The sequence below is a fragment of the Roseateles sp. P1_C1_2 genome (assembly GCF_056406535.1).
The window spans coordinates 1-18,969 of sequence record NZ_JBFUAB010000017.1 but is presented as its reverse complement, the minus strand read 5'-3'; the positions used below and the strand labels follow the sequence as shown (position 1 = coordinate 18,969).

At 68.7% G+C, this 18,969-nt stretch carries 13 protein-coding genes; all 13 read right to left on the bottom strand.

Annotation, left to right across the window (positions count from 1 at the left end; all coding sequences use genetic code 11):
• Positions 1 to 12: 12 nt before the first annotated feature.
• Positions 13 to 1,617, bottom strand: coding sequence for an AMP-binding protein (locus tag AC1D2H_RS17590; protein ID WP_478011871.1), 1,605 nt, complete (start codon positions 1,615 to 1,617; stop codon positions 13 to 15).
• Between the two features lie 7 nt (positions 1,618 to 1,624).
• Positions 1,625 to 2,761 carry an acyl-CoA dehydrogenase family protein gene (locus tag AC1D2H_RS17585; RefSeq protein ID WP_477936948.1) on the bottom strand — a complete coding sequence of 379 codons (1,137 nt, stop codon included), beginning with the start codon at positions 2,759 to 2,761 and terminating at the stop codon, positions 1,625 to 1,627.
• A gap of 1 nt (position 2,762) precedes the next feature.
• A complete protein-coding gene (locus tag AC1D2H_RS17580) occupies positions 2,763 to 3,602 on the bottom strand; it encodes an enoyl-CoA hydratase family protein (protein WP_477936946.1) in 840 nt (279 codons plus the stop codon).
• Positions 3,599 to 4,051 (bottom strand): MarR family winged helix-turn-helix transcriptional regulator, encoded by a 453-nt coding sequence (locus AC1D2H_RS17575; RefSeq protein WP_477936983.1) that lies wholly within the window; start codon positions 4,049 to 4,051, stop codon positions 3,599 to 3,601. The genes AC1D2H_RS17580 and AC1D2H_RS17575 overlap by 4 nt, the downstream gene beginning before the upstream one ends.
• 29 nt (positions 4,052 to 4,080) lie before the next feature.
• The gene (locus AC1D2H_RS17570) at positions 4,081 to 4,815 is read right to left on the bottom strand and encodes an SDR family NAD(P)-dependent oxidoreductase (RefSeq protein ID WP_477936944.1); all 735 of its coding nucleotides are present in this window, start codon (positions 4,813 to 4,815) and stop codon (positions 4,081 to 4,083) included.
• Positions 4,812 to 7,145 carry a bifunctional salicylyl-CoA 5-hydroxylase/oxidoreductase gene (locus tag AC1D2H_RS17565; RefSeq protein ID WP_478011870.1) on the bottom strand — a complete coding sequence of 778 codons (2,334 nt, stop codon included), beginning with the start codon at positions 7,143 to 7,145 and terminating at the stop codon, positions 4,812 to 4,814. Before AC1D2H_RS17565 ends, AC1D2H_RS17570 begins: the two co-directional genes overlap by 4 nt.
• 126 nt (positions 7,146 to 7,271) lie before the next feature.
• On the bottom strand, positions 7,272 to 8,435 hold the full coding sequence (locus AC1D2H_RS17560) for an alpha/beta hydrolase family protein (RefSeq protein ID WP_477936940.1): 1,164 nt from the start codon (positions 8,433 to 8,435) through the stop codon (positions 7,272 to 7,274).
• A gap of 22 nt (positions 8,436 to 8,457) precedes the next feature.
• Positions 8,458 to 9,198 (bottom strand): polysaccharide deacetylase family protein, encoded by a 741-nt coding sequence (locus AC1D2H_RS17555; RefSeq protein ID WP_477936938.1) that lies wholly within the window; start codon positions 9,196 to 9,198, stop codon positions 8,458 to 8,460.
• Positions 9,198 to 10,514, bottom strand: coding sequence for an MFS transporter (locus AC1D2H_RS17550; protein WP_477936936.1), 1,317 nt, complete (start codon positions 10,512 to 10,514; stop codon positions 9,198 to 9,200). The genes AC1D2H_RS17555 and AC1D2H_RS17550 overlap by 1 nt, the downstream gene beginning before the upstream one ends.
• 27 nt (positions 10,515 to 10,541) lie before the next feature.
• Positions 10,542 to 12,245, bottom strand: a complete 1,704-nt coding sequence (locus AC1D2H_RS17545) for a glycoside hydrolase family 9 protein (RefSeq protein WP_478011869.1) — start codon at positions 12,243 to 12,245, stop codon at positions 10,542 to 10,544.
• Positions 12,242 to 14,263, bottom strand: coding sequence for a glycoside hydrolase family 2 protein (locus AC1D2H_RS17540; RefSeq protein ID WP_478011868.1), 2,022 nt, complete (start codon positions 14,261 to 14,263; stop codon positions 12,242 to 12,244). Before AC1D2H_RS17540 ends, AC1D2H_RS17545 begins: the two co-directional genes overlap by 4 nt.
• Positions 14,260 to 17,046: a beta-galactosidase GalA gene (gene galA, locus AC1D2H_RS17535; RefSeq protein ID WP_478011867.1), complete on the bottom strand. Its 2,787-nt coding sequence runs from the start codon at positions 17,044 to 17,046 to the stop codon at positions 14,260 to 14,262. Before galA ends, AC1D2H_RS17540 begins: the two co-directional genes overlap by 4 nt.
• Before the next feature lie 91 nt (positions 17,047 to 17,137).
• Positions 17,138 to 18,969, bottom strand: a 1,832-nt coding sequence (gene yicI, locus AC1D2H_RS17530) for an alpha-xylosidase (protein WP_478011866.1), incomplete at its 5' end; no start/stop codon positions are given.

Sequence of the window (18,969 nt, the reverse complement as noted above, 5' to 3'; positions counted from 1 at the left end):
CCACGGAAAAGGTCAGGCAGTGTCTCTGAGACGGAAGCGCTGCAGCTTGCCCGTTTCGGTACGCGGCAGGCTGGTACGGAACTCGATGGCGCGCGGGTATTTGTAGGGCGCGATGGTGGCCTTCACATGCTCCTGCAGCGCCTTGACGTCACCCGCATGGCCGGCACGCAGCACGACGAAGGCCTTGACCAACTGGCCGCGCTCTTCGTCAGCCACGCCGATGACGGCGCACTCGGCGACGGCCGGGTGGCTCAGCAGCGCCGCCTCGACCTCGGGGCCGGCGATGTTGTAGCCGCCCGAGATGATCATGTCGTCGGTGCGGGCCTGGTAGACGAAGTAGCCCTCGTCGTCGATGAGGTAGGAGTCGCCCGTCAGGTTCCAGCCGTCCTGCACATACTGGTGCTGACGCTCGTCGGCGAGATAGCGGCAGCCGGTCGGGCCCTTCACGGCGAGGTGGCCGACCTGGCCCGCGCGCAGCGGCTGGCCGGCGTCGTCGAGGATGCAGGCCTGGTAGCCGGGCACGGGCTTGCCCGTGGCGCCGCCCTTGGCGTCCGCCTCGGTGTGCGAGATGAAGATGTGCAGCAGTTCGGTCGCGCCGATGCCGTCGATGAGCTCAAGGCCGGTTGTCTGCTTCCACAGCGCCCTCGTGGCCGCCGGCAGCGCCTCGCCGGCGCTGACGCATTTGCGCAGGGACGACAGGTCATGCTGAGCAGCGACCTGCGCCATCGCGCGGTAGGACGTCGGCGCCGTGAAGCACACCGTCGCGTGGTGCTCGGCAATCGCGGCCAGCAGCAACTCGGGTGCCGCCTTCTCCAGCAGCACCGCCGACGCGCCCACGCTCATCGGGAACAGCAGCAGGCCGCCCAGGCCGAAGGTGAAGGCCAGCGGCGGGCTGCCGATGAAGACGTCACTCGCCTGTGCGCGCAAGCAGTGCACCGGCCAGCAACGGCAGATGGCGATGACGTCGCGATGGAAATGCATCGTGCCCTTGGGCTGGCCCGTCGTGCCGGACGTGAAGGCGATCAGTGCGCAGTCGTCGCTGGCCGTGTCGACATTCGCGAAGCTGGCGGGCTGGCGGGCCGCACGCGCTTCCAGGCCGTCGGGCTGGTCGCTGCGGAAATGACAGATGCCGCGCAGCACCGGGTTCTGCAACTGCGCCGCCGCCAGCTCGTCGGCCAGCGCCGCGTCGCAGAGCGCATGCGTGACCTCGGCCTTGGCGATGACCTTGCCCAGCTCGACCGCACGCAGCAGCGGCATGGTCGCGACCGCGATCGCGCCGACCTTGATGACGGCGAACCAGCAGGCGGCCATCTGCGGCGTGTTGCTGCCGCGCAGCAGCACACGGTTGCCGGGCACGACGCCCAATTCGTTGACCAGCACGTTGGCGATGCGATTGGCCTCGGCCTGCAGCTCGGCATAGGTCCAGCGCAGGCCGGCACCCTGCACGCAGGGCCGGCCGCCCTGCCCTTGCTCGACCCAACGGTCCAGCAGCTCGGTCGCCGCGTTCAGCCTGGGCCCGAACTGCAGCTCCGGCAGGTCGAACACCAGCTCGGGCCATTGGTCCTGCGGCGGCAGGTGATCTCTTGCGAAGCTGTCCAGATGCGCCGATGGATGCATGGTTCTCTCACGCCCTTTTGAGGAGTTCGCGACCAATGATGAGTTGCTGCACTTCGCTGGCGCCCTCGTAGATGCGCAGCGCGCGGATTTCCCGGTAGAGGGACTCGACGATCTCGCCGCGGCGCACGCCGCGGCCGCCGAAGAGCTGCACCGCGGCGTCGATGACCTGCTGGGCGCCTTCGGTCGCCATCAGCTTGGCCATGGCGGCTTCCTGGGTGATGGTCTTGCCCTGGTCGCGCAGCCAGGCGGCGCGGTAGACCATCAGCGCGGACGAGTCCACCGTGCAGGCCATGTCGGCCAGCTTGACCTGGGTCAACGGCAGGTCGGCCAGGCGCCCGCCGAACATCGGCCGCGCCTTGGCCTGGGCCAGGCCTTCCTGCAGCGCGCGGCGCGCAAATCCCAGGGCAGCGGCGGCGACGGAGGTGCGGAAGACGTCCAGCGTGCGCATCGCGAGCTTGAAGCCTTCGCCGGGTGCGCCGAGCATCTGGCTCTTGGGCACGCGGCAATTCGTGAAGCGCAGGCGGGCCAGCGGATGCGGCGCGATGACGTCGATGCGCTCGGCAATCTCGAAGCCCGGGATGCCGGCATCGACGATGAAGGCCGAGAGGCCACGCGAGCCGGGCGCTTCACCGGTTCGAGCGAACAGCACATAGAAGTCGGCGATGCCGCCGTTGGAGATCCAGGTCTTCTCGCCGTTCAGCAAATAGGCGTCGCCATCCTCGGTGGCGCTGCACTGCATGGCGGCCACGTCCGACCCGGCCTCGGGTTCGGACAGCGCGAAGGCCGCCAACGCCTCGCCACGCGCGACGCGCGGCAGATAGTGTTCGCGCTGGGCCGGCGTGCCCTGCAGCGAGATGGCGCCCGAGCCCAGGCCCTGCATCGCGAAGGCGAAATCGGCCAGGCCGTCGTGCCTGGCCAGCGTCTCGCGGATCAGGCAGATGGCACGGGTGTCGATGGCCTGGCCTTCGCCAGCCACCGCATGGTTGAGCCAGCCGGCCTTGCCGAGCTGGGCGACCAGCGCGCGACATTGCGCGTCGACGTCGGCGTCATGGTCGACATGCAGGTCCGCGGCGCACCAGGCGTCCAGCGAAGTCGCCAGCTCGCGGTGCTTGGCGTCGAAGAAGGGCCAATCCAGGTGTTGCATGTCAGTCCCCCTGAAAGACCGGCCGCTGCTTGGCGACGAAGGCCTCGTAGGCCCGATGGAAGTCCTTGGTCATCATGCAGATGGCTTGGGCCTGCGCCTCGGACTCGATGGCTTCGTCCACGCCCATGGACCATTCCTGATGCAGCATGCGCTTGGTCATTGCATGGCCGAAGCTGGGGCCGCTGGCGATCTCGCCGGCCCACTTCAGCGTCTCGTTCAACAGCTGCTCGGGCTCGACGAGGCGGTTCAGGAAGCCCCAGGACAGCGCCTCTTCGCCGCCCAGGCTGCGGCCGCTGTAGAGCAGGTCCGACGCGCGACCCTGACCGACGATGCGCGGCAGCATGGCGCAGGCGCCCATGTCGCAGCCGGCCAGGCCCACGCGGCTGAACAGGAAGGCCGTCTTGCTGCGGGCCGTGCCGACGCGCAGGTCGGAGGCCATGGCCATGATGGCGCCGGCGCCGGCGCAGACGCCGTCGATGGCCGAGAGAATAGGCTGCGGGCAGGCGCGCATGGCCTTGACGAGGTCGCCCGTCATGCGCGTGAAAGCCAGCAGGTCGGGCATGCTCATGCCGGTCAGCGGGCCGATGATCTCGTGCACATCACCGCCCGAGCAGAAATTGCCGCCGGCCCCTTCGATGACGATGCCCTTGACCTCGTCCACATAGGCCAGCGCGCGGAACAGGTCGCGCAGCTCGGCATAGGACTCGAAAGTCAGCGGGTTCTTGCGCTCGGGCCGGTTCAGCGTGATGACACCGACCGAACCCTGCTGCTGCCAGAGGAAGTGCTGGGCTTCGTGGCCGACCAGGCTCAGGTGGTTGCCGGAGGTCAGATGGGGCGTCATGGGGCGTTGTCCTTGGCCAGATGCGTTTTCAGTTGGGCGAGCAGGTCGTGGACCTGGGTCTTCTGCGCCGGCGTCCAGCCCGCGAAGAGCTCGACGATCCAGCCCTCGTGCGTGGCCGCCATGCGCTTGAACTGGCGGCGGCCCTGGGGCGTCAGCTTGACGATGAAGCTGCGGCGGTCGTCGGCGCGCGTCTCGCGCAGCACCAGGCCCTCGGCTTCGAGCTGGTCGGTGATGCCGGTGACATTGCCACCCGTCACCATCAGGCGCTTGGACAGCTCGCGCATGGTCAGGCCGTCGGGGTGGCGCTCCAGCTGGGCGAGCAGGTCGAAGCGCGGCAGCGTGGTGCCGAAGTCGGCGCGCAGGCGCTGGCGGATCTGGTCTTCGACGCGCGTGGTGCAGGACAGCAGGCGCAGCCAGAGCTTGAGCGCCTGGTGGTCGTCATCCGACATGCGCGTTTCGAGATCGATGTCGATGTCGTTCACATCGTCTCCCCGCCGCAGACGGCAATGGCCTGGCCGTTGACGCCCGGGCTAGCAGCGAGCCAGGCGACCGTGTCGGCCACCTCCTCGGGCTGGATCAAGCGGCCTTGCGGGTTGGCCTTGGCGAGTTCGGCGCGTGCCTGCTCGGCCGTGCGGCCGGTCTTGGCGACGATGGTGTCGACGGCATTGGCGACGATGTCGGTCTCGGTGTAGCCGGGGCAGACGGCGTTGACCGTCACGCCCTTGGCGGCCACCTCCAGCGCCATCGCACGGGTCAGGCCGAGCACGCCATGCTTGGCGGCGCAGTAGGCCGCCACATAGGCATAGCCCTTGAGCGCCGCCGTGCTGGCCACGTTGACGATGCGGCCGTCTTTGCGCGCCAGCATGCCGGGCAGCACGGCGCGGCTGCACAAAAAGGTACCGGTCAGGTTGACATTGAGCAGGCGCTGCCAGAGCTCCAGCGAGGTCTTGTGCAGTGGCGCCGTCTCAACCTGGCCGGCGTTGTTGACGAGGAGGTCCACATCGCCCACGGCCGCGAAAGCCGCGCTGACGCTGGCTTCGTCGGCGACGTCGCAGACCTGGATGGCGACATCGCCCAGTGCGGCTTGTTGGGCCTGCAGGCGTTCCAGGCTGCGGCCCATCAAGGTGACGCGCCAGCCGTCGGCCAGCAAGCGCTTTGCCACTGCGGCGCCAATGCCGCTCCCGCCACCGGTCACCACTGCGTGTTTTTTCATACGCCCAATGCCTTGTTGGCCTGTTCCGCCGCGGCCACATTGCCGGCGCGCTGGCGCTCGAACTCGCGTTCGAGCTGGCTCTTGCCGGACAGGTATTGCCTGGGCCATTCGAGGCCGACGGGGCCGCGGTAGCCGATGCGCGCCGCTTCGGTCAGCGTCCAGGCCGGGTTGGCCAGGTGCGGCCGCGCAATGGCGCAGAGGTCGGCACGGCCCGAGGCGATGATGCTGTTGACATGGTCGGCCTCGGAGATGGAGCCAACGGCCATGGTCGCGATGCCGACTCGGTTGCGGATGCTCTCGGCGAAAGGCGTCTGGAACATGCGGCCGTAGACGGGCTTTTGCGCCTTGCTGACCTGGCCGGAGGACACGTCGATGAGGTCGGCGCCCGCTTCCTTGAACGCGTTGGCGATGGCGACGGCATCCTCGGGCGTCGTGCCGCCGGGCACCCAGTCATGAGCCGAGATGCGCACGGACAGGGGACGGTCCAGCGGCCAGACCTCGCGCAGCGCCGTGAAGACTTCCAGCGGGTAGCGCAGCCGGTTCTCCAGCGAGCCGCCGTAATCGTCGTCGCGGCGGTTGGTCAGCGGCGAAATGAAGGCGGACAGCAGATAGCCGTGGGCGCAGTGCAGTTCCAGCCAGTCGAAGCCGGCGTCGGCAGCGCGGTGGGCGGCAGCGACAAAGTCTTCCAGCACGCGGTCCATGTCGGCGCGGGTCATGGCGCGCGCGACCTGGCTGATGCCGTCGAGATATTGCTGCGGCGAAGCCGAGACCAACGGCCAGTTGCCATCGGGCAGCGGCAGGTCTTCGCCGTCCCAGGGCACGCGGGTGGAACCCTTGGGACCCGCATGGCCGAGCTGCATCGCGATGCGGGCGCTGCTGTGGGTATGCACGTATTCGACGATGCGCTGCCAGGCCGCGCCCTGGGCGTCGTTCCACAGGCCCGGGCAGGCGGGTGTGATGCGCGCGTCGGGCGACACGCAGGTCATCTCCGCAAAAACGAGGCCGGCACCACCCAGGGCCCGAGCGCCGAGGTGGGCCAGGTGGTAGTCGCCGGGCATGCCGTCCTCGCAGCTGTACTGAGCCATGGGTGAGACGACGACGCGGTTCTTCAGCGTGAGGCCGCGCAGCTTGAAGGGCGTGAACATCGGCGGCACTTGTGCATCCACGCCAGATTGGCCCGCCAGCCAGCGCTCAAACTCGCCGACGTAGTTCGCATCACGCAGGCGCAGGTTCTCGTGCGAGATGCGCTGTGAACGGGTCAGCAGTGAATAGGCGAACTGCTCGGGCGCCAGGCGGGCATGGCGCTCGACGTTCTCGAACCACTCGGTGGAATTGCGCGCTGCGTTCTGGATGCGCAGCACCTCGATGCTGCGCGTGGCCTCGTACGCCTGCAGCGCCGCCGACAGATCCGTGTTCGCCTGGATGTCGCGCGCGAGATCGATGGCATCTTCCAGCGCGAGCTTGGTGCCCGAGCCGATGGAGAAGTGGGCCGTGTGGGCCGCGTCGCCCATCAGCACGACAGGCGTGCCGCGGTCATTGCGATGCACCCAGGTCTTGCAGACGACGCGCGGGAAGCGTATCCACGACGCCGAGCCGCGCAGGTGGCTGGCGTTGGAGATCAGCGGGTGTCCGTCCAGCACCTTGGCAAAGAGCTTCTCGCAGAAGGCGATGCCCTCCTCCTTGCTCATGTCCTCGATACCGGCGGCGCGCCAGACGCTTTCCGGCGCCTCGACGATGAAGGTCGAGTGCGTGGCGTCGAAGCGGTAGGCGTGGGCCTGGAACCAGCCCCACTCGGTCTGCTGGAAGTCGAAGGTGAAGGCGTCGAAGAGCTTGGTCGTGCCCAACCACACGAAGCGGCAGGCGCGCAGGTCGACGTCGGGCTGGTAGGTAGCGGCGTATTTCTGGCGGATGCGGCTGTTCAGGCCGTCGGCGGCAATGATGAGGTCGGCGTCGATGTCCGCATCGTCGGCGACGTCGGTCTCGTAAACCAGTTCCACACCCAGCGCCTCACAGCGCGCCTGCAGCAGGTTGAGCAGCTTCTTGCGGCCGATGCCGCAGAAGCCATGGCCGCTGGAGACCATGCTGCGGCCGCGGAAGTGGACGGCGATGTCGTCCCAGTGGTTGAAGGCCTCGCTGATCTGCTCGGCGGTCTCGGGGTCGGCCTCGCGCAGCGCATCCACCGTCTGGTCGGACAGCACCACGCCCCAGCCAAAGGTGTCACCGGGGCGGTTGCGCTCCAGCACACGCACTTCGTGTGCCGGGTCGGCCTTCTTCATCAACAGGGCGAAGTAGAGGCCGGCGGGTCCGCCGCCGATACAGGTGATGCGCATCGCACCACTTTAGAAATCAATAGTTCAAACGTCAAGCAATTGGATGCGGCACCGGGCGCAGGACAAACCCTGGGGTTCGAGGTGGTATCCGGCGGGCGGCCCGGCGCCGCCTGCCGCTCGACAGGATCAGCGCGTGCTGCCGGCGAAGTTCATCTGGCCGCGGCCGTTGGCCAGCGGCTTGGCGGCAGCCAGTTGGGCTCGCGCGGCCACGTTGCCGCGCAGGAAGGCGTCGAAGAAGAGCAGCTCCCAGGCCGTGGCCTCGCGCTCGGCGGGGGCACTGAGCAGATGACCCTCCCCCGGCATCTCGACGGCCCAGGCGGGACCGCCGAGGCGGCGCACGCCAGCCTTCACGGCATCGGGCGAAACGGAGGAGTCCTTGTCGGCGTAGACGGCGAAGAAGGGCTGCTTGACCTGCGCCAGGCCGCTGAAGTCGCGGCCGAAGTGCCAGGCATTCACCTGGAAGGGCCAGATGCCGAAGCTCGCGCCCATGAAGGGGACGAGGCCGAAGCCGGCCTTGAGGCGGGCATCGCGAAAGGATCGCCCGGGCTTCTCCGGGTCGACGCCGCCAAGCATGGCGAGCACCGTCTGCCCGCCGGCGCTGGCGCCCGACGCGCCGATGCGGGCCGTGTCGACGGCGCCTGCGAAGTCCGGGTGGGCCAGCACATGGTCGAGGGCCGCCGTGAAGGCCAGGCGCCGCAAGGCCACCGATTCGTCATAGCCGCGGGCGCGACCGTCGCCATGAAAGATGTCGACCACGATGTAGCCGTGCGAGGCCAGCTGCTTGAGGTGGGCGAGATGCCAGAGGCCGTGGGTGTTGTAACCGCCGGAGTAGATGATGAGCGGGTATCGGGTGGCGGCGTCCGCGAAGACGGGCCGTTCGCCGGGCGCCTGCATGTGCGGGAAAACGTTGTCGCCGGTGTCCTTGTAGGGGAAGACGTAGTTCGGCCGGACGTTGTCGGCCCGGGTCGGGTAGAGGACGTAGAGCAACAGCGGCAGTTGCTGGCCGGCCAGCGCGCCCGCGCCCGGGTAGTCGGCCGGCACGGTCAGCTTCAGCAGCAGGGCCGCATCGCGCTGGCTGATGAGTTCATCGACATACAGGCTGCGCGCGCCGTCGGTCTTGCCGTTGAGATAGTCCACCAGCGGCCGATCGCCGGCGGCGCCGGCCGACACCTGCATATGGGTGCTGCCAACGGCGTAGGGGCCGGGCACGGCGGCGAAGTCAGCAGCACGGGCCGACACAGGGGCCGCAATGGCGAGCGCAAGCAGCAGTCGGGCCAGCAGATATCGCACGGGCATTCCTTTGTCGGGCAGTTCAGCGCGCTGCATCGCTCCAGCGCAGGTGCACGACGCGGTAACCCTGAGCCTTCAATGCCTGCAGCAGGAATGGCAAGGCCCGCGCCGTCTGGTCCTGGGCGTCGTGCAGCAGCACGATGCCGCCGCCGCTCTTGCTGAGCTGGCCCAGCAGCTTGTCGGCCAGCATCTGCGGCGTCTGGTCGGGCAGCCAGTCCTCGGCGCCGGCATCGATGGACATGACGGTGATGCGGCGCTCGCCCAGGGCCGTCATCAGCGTGGGCGTTTCTTCCAGGAAGGGGAAGCGCCAGGCAGCGGGCTCGGCGCCCAGCGCGGCGCGGTAGGTGGCCACCATCGCATCGAGGTCGGCCGTCTGCGCTGCCGGCGGCAGTTGCGAGAAGTGCTCGTGCCGGTAGCCATGCATGCCCACCGTGTGGCCGGCGTCGCGCACCTGGCGGGCCAGGGCGGCATGCTGTTGCAAGGGCTCGCCGTTCATGAAGAAGCTGGCCTTCACGCACTGGTCGGCCAGCGCCTTCAGCACCAGGGGCGTGGACTCGGCCCGCGGGCCGTCGTCGAAGCTCAGCACCACCTCGCGCGGCGCCAGCGTCGGCAGCGCCGCATGCTGCGCCTTGCCCCAGGCGGCCGCCTCGCGTTTGAGCGTCAGCGTGCGGGCGGTGCCCAGCACGTCGGCGGCGCAGACGGGGTCAGCGGCGGTGGCCGCGGTCGTGGCCGTCGCCAACACCATGCCCAGCAGCCAGCGCATCAGTGACCGCCCGCCGGAGCGGCCTGACCGCTGAACTCGGCGGCTTCCTCATGGTCATGCGGGAAGGGCGCCAGCCACGCCAGGATCACCGGCGGGATGGAGAAGACCAGCACCCAGCCGAAGAAGCCCACATAGTGATGGTCCACCGCGCTCCACAGCAGCGCGCTGACGCTGCCGGTGCCCCATTTGGTGAGCGCCATGACGCCCGTGGCCATCGCGTAGTGGGCCATGCGGAAGGGCCCCGGGGCGATCTGCTGCATCATGTAGAGCATGTGGCCGACCGAGCCCATGCCGAAGCCGAACTTCTCGATGGCGACGATGACGGCGATGGTCGTCGTGTCGGTCGGCATCGTCTGCGCGAGGTAGAAATAGGTCAGGTGCGGGATGTTGAGCACCAGGGCCAGCGTGAAGAAGCTGCGCGGCAAGGTGCGCTTGGCCACCAGGAAGCCGCCCAGGAAGGCGCCGGCGATGAAGGTCAGCGTGCCGACCGTGCCGTTGATGTGGCCCAGCGACTCGTTGTCCAGGCCCAGGCCACCCGCGCTCACCGCGTCGAGCAGGAAGAGCGGGCCGAACTTCTCGATGAAGCCCTCGCCGAAGCGGTAGAAGAAGATGACGGCCAGCATCATCCAGATCTGCGGCTTCTGGAACAGCGTGACCCAGGCGTCGCGCGTGGCGCGCAGGCCGCCGCCCAGGCCCTGGCCGTGCAGCGTCGACGGCGCACCCGGCGGCAGCACGCGCACATGCCACAGACCGAACAGCGCCATCGACGCAGCGGCCAGCGACACGACCACCATCCAGCACTGCACCCAGCCCATGCCGACGTGGTTGTGCAGATAGCCGGTCAGCGACACGAACAAGCCGGAGGCGACGACGGCGCCCATGTTCCAGCACATGCCCTGCAGGCCGGCGTAGCGCGCCTGGTCGGTCTTGGAGACGGTGGTCATGAAGACGCCGTCGGCGCAGGTGTCCTGCGTGGCCGAGGCGAAACCGACGATCCAGAAGAAGGCCAGCGAGAGCTTGAAGAAGCTCTCCATCGGCAGGCACAGCGCGACCAGGCCCAGCGCGGCCGCCATCGTGAACTCCATGCTGATGACCCAGAAGCGCTTGCTGCGGTAGGTTTCCAGCAGCGGCGCCCACAGCGGCTTGAGCACCCAGGGCAGGTACATCTGCGAGGTGTAGAGCGCGATGTCCTCGTTGGACACGCCCAGGTTCTTGTAGATGATGGCCGCGACGACACCGACCATGACGTTGGGCAGGCCCATGGCGAGGTAGAGCGAGGGCACCCAGACGAGCGGGTGGCGGGAGGTCGAGGACATGGGGTCTCCGGTTTTCTTTTCTTGGAATTAGTGAGGCTTGGGCGTCAATGCCTGCAACGCCGCCGACACATAGACCAGCGGCGCGTTCCAGTTGATGGCGACCTCGTTGCTGGCATAGCTGCAGAAGTGGTCGAGATAGGCCATGGCCGGCAGCGCCGAGGGGTAGGCGGGACAGCTTTTCTGGTCCTGCCGGCCCGGGTTGGGGCCGCCGACGAGGAAACCCGGCACCGGCGGCTCGACGCCGTCGGCCTCGGACGGCCGGTGGTGGGGGTGCAGCGGCGGCTTGCTGCCGAAGCCCGTCACCATGGACTGGCCCAGCGGGTTGCGGCCGAGCAYATGGTCGAACAGCGCCTGGGCCGCGGCCAGCGTGTCGGCCCTGGGCTGCAGCCGGTAGGCCTGGATCAGCATCAGCGCCTGGTTCAGCACCACGGCGTTGCTGCCCCAGACATAGTCCTTGGCGCCCATGCCCACGCGGTAGGCCGAGCCGCGCCACTGGGCGACGAGTTCATCAGCAAGTTCCATCAGACGGGCCCGAACGACAACGCTGTCATTTTGACTCAGATGCCCGCGGTTCTGGCCTAGGGTTACCCATGCCAGGCCCTTCACATCGCCCCAGCCCGGTACGCCGATGGCGAGCTTTTCAAGGTCGGGCCGGTAGCGCCTGTCGCCCGTCGTGACCCAGAGTTCGGCGCCTGCCCAGGCGAACTCGTCGGCCAGGGCCTCATCGCCATAGCCGCCGGTGCGGATGTCGGGCGGCTGCTTGTAGATGTCCTTGGGGTGCGCCTGCGCCCAGGCCCAGGCGCGCTGTGACGCTGCCAGCATGCGGGCCGACAAGCCCGGCCGCTGCGGCTCGAAAGCGGCGAACACGCGGCTGGCCTGCGCCATCACGGCGGCGAAGTCCAGCGCCGCGGCGGTGCTCTTCTGCACGACATAGCGCTCGCCCCTCGCATCGACCGGCATGACGACGCCGTCGAAGCCCTTGTTGGTGAGCTTGTGATAGACCCCGCCGTCGGCCGGGTCCTGCATGTCCAGCATCCACTCGAGGTTCCACAGCGCCTCGTTCAGCACATCCGGTAGACCGTCGCCACTCTCGGGAATGTTGAGCTTCTGCGCCTTGAAGAAGGCCGGGTAATGCTCCCACGCAGCCAGCAGCGTGTAGACGGTGATGCCGGAATTGACGATGTACTTGTTGTAGTCACCAGCGTCGTACCAGCCCTTGGGCGCGCTGATGACGGTGCCTTCCGGCCGGCCGGGGCCGGCGGCGGAGGCGTGCACCAGCACATGGTCGTCCGCATGGCCGGCGGGGCGTGCCCAGCGGCCGGCGTTGACGCCCCACAGCGGCGTGCTGGCGCGGTTGAAGTAATAGGCCTTGAGAGCTGCGGCGCTCAGCTCGGCATAGGCATCGGCCGCGATGTGGATGCGCGGCGAGCGCGGCAGGCCGTCGACGACGAGTTCGTAGTCGCCCGGCGCCTTCAGCGCCGAGAAGTCGGCCAGGCGCACGACGCGGTCGGCCGGCGCCCAGCGCGCGCCAGCACCCAGCGCCCCTTGCAGCACGACCTCGTCGGTGCCGGCACGCACGAGCCTGAAGCCACGCGCTGCCGTGTCGGGGATGGCGGCCCACTTGGCCGCGCCGGGTGTGAAGCCGACCTGGTTGACCTCGATGCCATCGGCGCGCGCCAGGCCGGCGGCCAGCAGGCAGGCCGCGCCGAGGCGGTGGAAATGTCGGTTCATGGCGTCGCGATCCAGGTGAGGGTGTCGGTGGCGCCGTTGTCGGCGCGGGCCTGCAGGCGGTTGCGGCCCGGCTGCAGCATGACGCCGGGCCAGGTCGCGATGCCGCCGCGCACGGCTTGCGCGGGCAGGTCGGCACCGTTGAGATGGAGCGTGACGCGTGTGCCGTTGGCGTAGACCTTGACGTCGACACGGCCGGCGGCGCGCGGCGTGGCACGGCGGCTGGCGATGTGGGCGACCGGTTGGCGGCTCCACTGCGCCTGGTAGTAGAGGAAGGCGTCCTTGCGGGTCTGGCGGTCGTAGCTCACCAGACCCTTGTCGTTGATGCCGGGGCGGTCGCCCTCGTTGCGGCCGGCGGAGGCGAGGTCGAAGCCGACCCAGACAAAGCTGCCCCACAGCCAGGGCCGCGCGGCGATCTGCGGCCAGTAGGCCTCATGGAACAGCGCCTGGTATTGCTCGGGATGCCAGCGGTCGGTGGGCTTGGGGCGCTGCGGTGGGTCCTGCTGGTGCAGCACGCTGGCGCCGGCGCCGTACTCGGCCAGCGCCAGCGCGCGGTCGGGCTGGCCGGCATGCACGCGATCGGCCCAGGGGCCGATGTCGCTGAACTGGCCGTCGTACCAGCCGTAGTAGCGGTTGAAGCCGATGACGTCGGTCTGCCGCGCCATCGCATGGTCGTCGGCGGCGCAGCAGTGGGCATAGCTGCTGGGCCGCGTCGGGTCCAGTTCGTGCGCCAGCCGRCTCATGTCGGCCAGCAGCTTCACCACCGCGTCGTCCGAGCGATAGACCTCGTTGCCCACGCCCCAGATGAAGACCGACGGATGGTGCTGGTTCTGCTTGACCAGCTCGCGCAGTTGCTGCGCGAGGTTGGCGCGGAAGGCTTCGTCCTCCCCCATCGCCGCGTTCAGCGGAATCTCGGTCCACACCAGCAGGCCGGCGCGGTCGGCGTTGTCGTAGGCGCGCTGCGGGTGCTGGAAGTGCACGAAGCGCAGGCCGGTCACGCCCAAGTCGCCGAGGACGCGGAAGTCCTCGTCGATCTGCGTGTCGCCGACGGCCAGGCCGTGGCCCGGGCGGCCGCTGTGGAAGAGGTTGACGCCATGCACGGCATGGGGCTTGCCGTTCAGCAGCAGGCCACGCTGCGGGTCGACCTGCACATTGCGCAGACCGAGCGGCAGCGTGATCGTGTCGAGCAGGTCGGCGCCGTCGCGCAGTTCGGCCGTCAGCGTGTAGAGGTGCGGGTCGGCTGGGCCTTGCCAGAGGTGGGGCCTGGGCAGGGTCCAGGGCTGCTCGACCACGACGGTGTTGTCGGGCGCGGCTTGCACTGCCTGCTGGCCTTGCGCCACGACGCGGCCGGTGGCGTCGCGCAGGCCGAGGTTCAGCACCAACCGTCGGGCCTCGCCGCCGTCGTTGCGCACGCGGGCGCGCAGCGCCAGTTGCGCACGCTCTGTGCTGACATCGGTGGCCGACACATAGACACCCGGCCCGCCGTCATCGAGCAGGTCGAAATGCGCGGCCGGCACGGCCAGCAGCTTCACGCCGCGGTAGAGGCCGCCGAAGACGGTGAAGTCGCCGCCCAGCGGCGCCACATGCGGGGCCGTCGCGTTGTCCACGCGCACGGCAACCCGGTTGCGGCCGGCCGCGAGCCAGCGGCTGATGTCGATGCGAAAGGCCGCGTAGCCGCCGTCGTGCCGGCCGGCCAGCTGGCCGTTTACCCAGACCTCGGCCCGCAGCGCCGCGCCGTCGAATTGCAGGAAGAAGCGCTGCCCCGCGGGCAATGCCGGCAGCTCGCGCCGGTACCAGCCGGGGCCGCGGTAGTAGGCGCCACCGGCCTCGCCGTCGATGCCATTCCAGGTGTGCGGCAGGCGTACTGCGGTCCAGGCGGTGTCGTCGAAATCGACGGCGCTCGCACCCGCCACGTCGCCACGCGCAAAGCGCCAGCCCTCGTCCAGCGCGGTGACCTGCCGTGCCGACGCGTGGCCGCAAAGAAGCAGCAGCGCAAACAGCAGCGACCTGAAGACACTCATGGCTTCTGCACGACGACCTTGCCGCGCAGGCCCGAGGGCTGCGCGGGGTCGGACTCGATCATCACCGTCAGCTGCCGCTGCGCAGCGCCCTTGGGCAGCGGCACAGAGAACTCGGCCGGTGCGGCGCTCGTCTTCTCGCCCAGCTTCGCACCCGCCAGCCAGATTTGCGCCTTGCCGGCCAGCTCGCGGAATACCAGCCGGGCGCGGCCGTCGTTCAGGTCGGCGCGCAGGCGCAGCTCGGTGCGGTAGAGGCGCCATGCCGGCGACTCGGCGGCCTGCTTGATCGGCACCTCGCCCCAGCCCCAGGTGTTCATGTCGTTGTCTGCAAGCTGGACGTTGGGGTCGGGTCGCTGGGCCTGTGCGGGCGAGATGCGCCAGTACAGCAACTGCGTCACAGGCTCGGCTGCAGCCACCGCTGGCGGCGCAGGCGCGGCCTGCACGGTCAGCGTGATCTCGGCGGGCTGCAGGCCATCGGCCAGCGCGCGCAGCTTCACCTCGCCATTGCCGCCGCGGCGGCTTTGCAGGATGACCTGGGCCAGCCCGTTGTAGAGGCTGCGCTCGCTGGCCTTCTCAGGCTCGTGCGAGTTCGCGTCGCCATTGCCCACGCCGATGACGCTGGCCGGCCCGAGCAGCTCGAAGCGCACCTGCTGYTGCGCCGTCGGCACCGGCCGCCCCTGAGCATCGAGGGCGCTGACGGTCACGGGCATGGCGTCAAGCCCATCGCCGGCCAGCGCCGTGCGGTCGGGCGTCAGCAGCAGGCGCACGGGTGCTCCGCTGGTCTCGACGACGTCGCGCGCGATCTCGGCGCCGCCTTTCAGCGCGACCGCTTCCAGCTTGCCGGGCGCATAAGCCACGTCGAAGCTGACCATCTCGAAGGGATCGACATCGCGCTCACCGACCGTCTGACCGTTGAGCAGCAGGCGCACGCGCGGCGCATTGCTCAGCACCATGACACGCTGCTGCTGCCCCTCCCGCCCCGGCCAGTTCCAGTGCGGCGCGATCTTGACGACCGGCTGCTCCTCCAGCTTCACCCACTGGGCGCGATGCAGCCAGAACGCCGTCTTGGCGAAGCCGCACAAGTCCATCGCGCCGAACACCGAACCCGCGCTGGGCCACTCGAAGGGCGTGGGTTCGCCGCGGTAGTCGAAGCCGGTCCAGACAAAGCCGCCGGCGATGAAAGGCCGCTCGGCGATGGCTTTCCAGGCTTGGCGGTGCGTGTTGCCCCAGTAGGCGGCCTCGCTGTCATCCGACGCCATCAGATGCTTGGCTTGATCCGTCTTGAACTCGCCGCGCGACATGAAGGCGGAGGTGTCCTCCGAGCTGGTCAGTGGCAGTTTGGGGTTGGCCTTGTGGAAGCGGTCGTACTCGCCGATCTGGTAATTGAAGCCCACCACGTCAACGGCCTGCGATACGTTGATGTCGGCGAACAGGCCGCCATTCATCGCCGCCGTCACGGGGCGGGTGGCGTCCAGCGCCTTCACGGTAGACACCATGCGACGCACCATCTCGTAACCCACCTCGGTGCCCTGCATGGGCTCCTCGTTGAACACCGACCACAGCACGACGCTGGGGTGGTTGCGGTCGCGTTTCACCAGCCAGCTGAGCTGCTGCAGATAGTCGGGCGAAGGGTTGAAGTTGCGGTTCTCGTCCATGACGAGAAAGCCCATGCGGTCGGCCAGGTCCAGCACCTCGGCGGCCGGCGCGTTGTGGGCGAAGCGGATGGCGTTGACGCCCATGTCCTTCAGGCGGCGCAGCCGGAATTCCCAGAGGGCCTCAGGCACGGCGACGCCGACGCCGGCGTGATCCTGGTGGATGCAGACGCCTTGCAGCTTGACGTGCTGGCCGTTCAGGAAGAAGCCCTGGTCGGCGTCGAAGCGGAGGGTGCGGAAGCCGGTCTGGATCTCGGCCTCGTCCAAGGCCTGGCCCGCGGTCAGGCGGGCGCGCACGCGGTACAGCCGCGGATCCTTCAGCGTCCACAGCTGCGGCTGCTGTATGGCGAGCTGCAGCTTTGCCGTGCTCATGCCCAGCGGCTGCACGCGCATCTTGCTGCGAGAGCGCGCAACCTCCTTGCCGGCGGGGTCGACGAGGCTCACTTCGACCTCGGCATCCTGCGCCGCGCGGCCGCTGCTCTGCACCTCGATCTCGACCGGCAGCGACCAGCGCTTGCCGTCAGCACTCACCGGGTTGGCATGGATGCCGTCGGTGGCGATGTGCACGGCGCTGCGCTTGACCAGCCAGCTGTGGCGGTAGATGCCGGCGCCTTCGTACCACCAGCCTTCCTGCGCGTCGGCGTCCACACGCACGGCGATGTTGTTCACGTCCTCGCCGTAGCGCAGATAGGGCGTGATGTCGATGTTGCGGCCGTTGTAGCCCGACCAGTTGCGGTTCACGACGACGCCGTTGACCCACACCGTGCTGTGCGTGGCAATGGCGTCGAACTGCAGCTCGATGTGGCGGCCACGATCGGATGCAGGCAGCTGGAAGTAGCGCCGGTACCAGGCGATGCCGCGCCTGCGGTAGCCCTGGGAGATGTTCTCGTTGGCGTCGAAACCGCCCTCCACCGCCCAGTCGTGCGGCAGGTCCAGGCGGCGCCAGCCGGAGTCGTCGAAGTCGGTCGCCGCCGCCCCCGTGGCGCCACCGGCCTTGGCGCTGTTGTAAGAGGCCCCATGGCCCTTGACGGGTGGCGTGACGACCTCGCCTGGGTGGAACAGCCAACCTTGATCGAGCGACAGGCGCTCGCGCGGGGCGGCCTGAGCGAAGCTGGCGACTGCCAGCAAGACCATCAACAGAACGCCACGCCAAGCCACAAGTTTCTCCATCAAGTAGTGCGCCGGTGGAAGGCCCGGGCAGGCACATCCACCAGCTTTGGCTGCATCATGCCGTCCAGCTGAGCGAGCCACCTTCGGATCGCGTCGGGCTGCGTTTGCCGTCAACGTCCAGGCACCAGTCGCGCAGTGCGCCCTCGGTCACCTGGGCCGTGTATTGCCCGCCCTGGCGACTGACCGTGCCACGCGCGGCAACGCTGCCGTCCGCTGCGACGACCGTGAAGGCCGCGCTCGCGCTGTCGTCCAGCTCGAACACGCGCAGCACGGTGCCGCGGGCGTAGTCGTAGTCCGGCTTCTCGGTCTCGGCGCCCCAGGCGATGACGCTGCCCGGCGCGGCATACAGCGGCATGGACAGGAAGCCATGCGTCTCGCGGTGCCAGCGGCCGCCCTGCTTCTTCTCGCCGGACAGCAGATGGGTCCACTGGCCCTCGGGCAAGTAGAAGTCCACCTCGCCGTTCTCGGTGAAGACGGGCGCCACGAGCAGCGACTCGCCGAGCTGGTACTGGCGGTCCAGTGTGGCGCAGGCCGGGTCCTGCGGGTGCTCCAGCAGCATCGCGCGCATCATCGGCACGCCGGTCTGCGTCGCCTCGTGAGCCTTGGCGTAGAGATAGGGCATGAGCTGGTGCTTGAGCCGCGTGAAAACGCGCAGCACGTCGCAGCTCTCCTCGTCGACGAGCCAGGGCACGCGATAGAAGCTGCTGCCGTGCAGGCGGCTGTGCGAGGACATCAGGCCGAACTGGATCCAGCGCTTGTAGACAGCCGGCGGCGGGTTGCCTTCGAAGCCGCCGATGTCGTGGCTCCAGAAGGCGAAGCCGCAGCTCGTCAGCGACAGGCCGCCGCGCAGGCTCTCGGCCATGGACTCGAAGGTGGACCAGCAGTCGCCGCCCCAGTGCACCGGGAAACGCTGGCCCGAGGCATAGGTCGAGCGGGCAAAGACGATGGCATCGCTGCCCTGCACTTCCTGCAGCAGCTCGAACACCGCCTGGTTGTATTGCAGCGCGTAGAGGTTGTGCATCTCGACGGGGTCAGAGCCGTCGAAATAGGTCACACCCTCGCTCGGGATGCGCTCGCCGAAGTCGGTCTTGAAGCAGTCAGCGCCGGTGGCCAGCAGGCGGCGCAGATGGCCCTGGTACCAGGCCTTGGCGGCCGGGTTCGTGAAGTCCACGATGGCCATGCCGGGCTGCCATTGGTCGGTCTGGAAGGTCAGGCCGTTGCTTCTCTTGATGAAGTAGCCGTGCTTCACGCCTTCGGCGAACAGCGGCGACTTCTGCGCAACGTAGGGGTTGATCCACAAGCTGATCTTCAGGCCCTTGGCGTGCAGGCGCTCCAGCATCGCCTCGGGCTCGGGGAAGCCGCGGCGGTCCCATTCGAAGTCGCACCACTGGAATTCGCGCATCCAGAAGCAGTCGAAGTGGAAGACCGCCAGCGGCAGCTCGCGCCGCTTCATCTCGTCGATGAAATGCGTGGCCGTCGCCTCGTCGTACTGGGTCGTGAACGAGGTCGTCAGCCACAGGCCGAAGCTCCAGGCCGGGGGCAGCGGGGCGCGGCCTGTCAGCGCTGTCAATCGGCCAAGAACCTGCTTGGGTGTGGGGCCGGCGATGACGCAGTAGTCCAGGCTCTCGCCCTCGCGGCTGAACTGCACGCGCGCGACCTTCTCCGAGCCGACCTCGAAGGACACCGGGCCGGCCTCGTTGACGAGCACGCCGTAGCCGCGGTTGGTCAGGTAGAAGGGCACGTTCTTGTAGGCCTGCTCACAGGCCGTGCCGCCGTCCTTGTTGGTGTTCTCGACGATCTGGCCGTTCTTGACCCAGGGCGTGAAGCGCTCGCCGAGACCGTAGACGTTCTCGCCCACCGCCAGCGACAGCTGATCGTGCTGATCGT

Bases quoted from the DNA above. Each gene is read 5' to 3' on its own strand.
- AC1D2H_RS17590 (WP_478011871.1), bottom strand. From the start codon at position 1,617: ATGCATCCATCGGCGCATCTGGACAGCTTCGCAAGAGATCACCTGCCG.
- AC1D2H_RS17585 (WP_477936948.1), bottom strand. From the start codon at position 2,761: ATGCAACACCTGGATTGGCCCTTCTTCGACGCCAAGCACCGCGAGCTG.
- AC1D2H_RS17580 (WP_477936946.1), bottom strand. From the start codon at position 3,602: ATGACGCCCCATCTGACCTCCGGCAACCACCTGAGCCTGGTCGGCCAC.
- AC1D2H_RS17575 (WP_477936983.1), bottom strand. From the start codon at position 4,051: ATGTCGGATGACGACCACCAGGCGCTCAAGCTCTGGCTGCGCCTGCTG.
- AC1D2H_RS17570 (WP_477936944.1), bottom strand. From the start codon at position 4,815: ATGAAAAAACACGCAGTGGTGACCGGTGGCGGGAGCGGCATTGGCGCC.
- AC1D2H_RS17565 (WP_478011870.1), bottom strand. From the start codon at position 7,145: ATGCGCATCACCTGTATCGGCGGCGGACCCGCCGGCCTCTACTTCGCC.
- AC1D2H_RS17555 (WP_477936938.1), bottom strand. From the start codon at position 9,198: ATGCGCTGGCTGCTGGGCATGGTGTTGGCGACGGCCACGACCGCGGCC.
- AC1D2H_RS17550 (WP_477936936.1), bottom strand. From the start codon at position 10,514: ATGTCCTCGACCTCCCGCCACCCGCTCGTCTGGGTGCCCTCGCTCTAC.